This is a genomic window from Micrococcus luteus, assembly GCF_022664405.1.
Lineage (GTDB): Bacteria > Actinomycetota > Actinomycetes > Actinomycetales > Micrococcaceae > Micrococcus > Micrococcus luteus.
On the sequence record NZ_JAKRLB010000058.1, the window covers coordinates 1 to 578 of the forward strand.

General features: G+C 66.3%; 1 protein-coding gene. It reads left to right on the forward strand.

Annotation, left to right across the window (positions count from 1 at the left end):
- Positions 1–123: 123 nt before the first annotated feature.
- A partial coding sequence (locus tag MF605_RS11900) for a transposase (protein ID WP_242821300.1) occupies positions 124–578 on the forward strand: 455 nt, incomplete at its 3' end.

Genomic DNA, 578 nt, shown 5'->3' on the forward strand with positions numbered 1-578 from the left:
AGTTGAGTCCCGGATAGTGGTGTAACCCTCCCCGGTGGCCACGACCATCTTCGAGACGGACGCGGTCACCGTGGGAGCCTTCGAGCGAACCTTCCACAGCACTCTCGAAAGGACATCACCACGATGACCGCTCCACACATTGTCGACCCTGAACGCCTGCTGCGCGAAGCTCTCGGGGAGGCCTCCCCAGACCTGCTGCGCCACCTGCTGCAGACCGTGATCAACGCACTGCTCTCCGCCGACGCTGACGCGGTCTGCGGGGCCGAGTACGGCAAGCCCTCCGAACACCGGACAGCGCAGCGCAACGGCTACCGCCACCGACCCCTGGACACCCGCGCCGGCACGATCGATGTGGCCATCCCCAAACTCCGGGCCGGCACGTACTTCCCCGAATGGCTGCTCGAGCGCCGCAAACGGGCCGAGTCCGCACTGATCACCGTGGTCGCGGACTGCTACCTGGCCGGGGTCTCGACCCGGCGCATGGACAAGCTCGTACGGCAGCTGGGCATCGACTCGCTCTCGAAGTCCCAGGTCAGCCGGATGGCACAGGAGTTGGACGAGCACATCGAGGCTTTCCG